Annotated in this window: 1 pseudogene; it reads left to right on the plus strand. The window is 72.7% G+C overall.

Annotated features, from left to right (window positions below):
* A pseudogene (locus FMN63_RS28335) lies at positions 1-392 on the plus strand (hypothetical protein); the annotation flags it as partial.

Here is a 392-nt window from a genome sequence, read left to right on the forward strand (position 1 = left end):
GACTACTTCAACCGCGCCTCGCCACCGCTGTTCGAGCACCTGTGGTCCCTGGCGATCGAGGAGCAGTTCTACATCCTCTGGCCCCTGCTCCTCTGGGGCCTGCTCCTGCTCACCTGGCCACCGCGGAGCACCGTGAACTCGGGGCGGGTGGCGGATCGGCGGCGCATCCTCGCGGTCGCGGTCGTGGCCATGGCCTCCGCGGGGTGGATGGCCTGGGGCTCGCGTCACGGGTTCGAGCAGGCCCGCCTGTACTTCGGCACGGACACCCACGCCTTCGGGCTGCTGTTCGGCGCGTGCGTGGCGATCGGCCAGGCCCACATTCCCCGGCCCGAGCACGGCGGGCCCGAGCCGCGGACCTCGGCCACGCGGGTGGCCGTCGCGTGGGGTGTCGT

It is taken from the genome of Stappia sp. BW2 (assembly GCF_008107695.1).
Taxonomy (GTDB): Bacteria; Pseudomonadota; Alphaproteobacteria; order Rhizobiales; family Stappiaceae; genus Roseibium.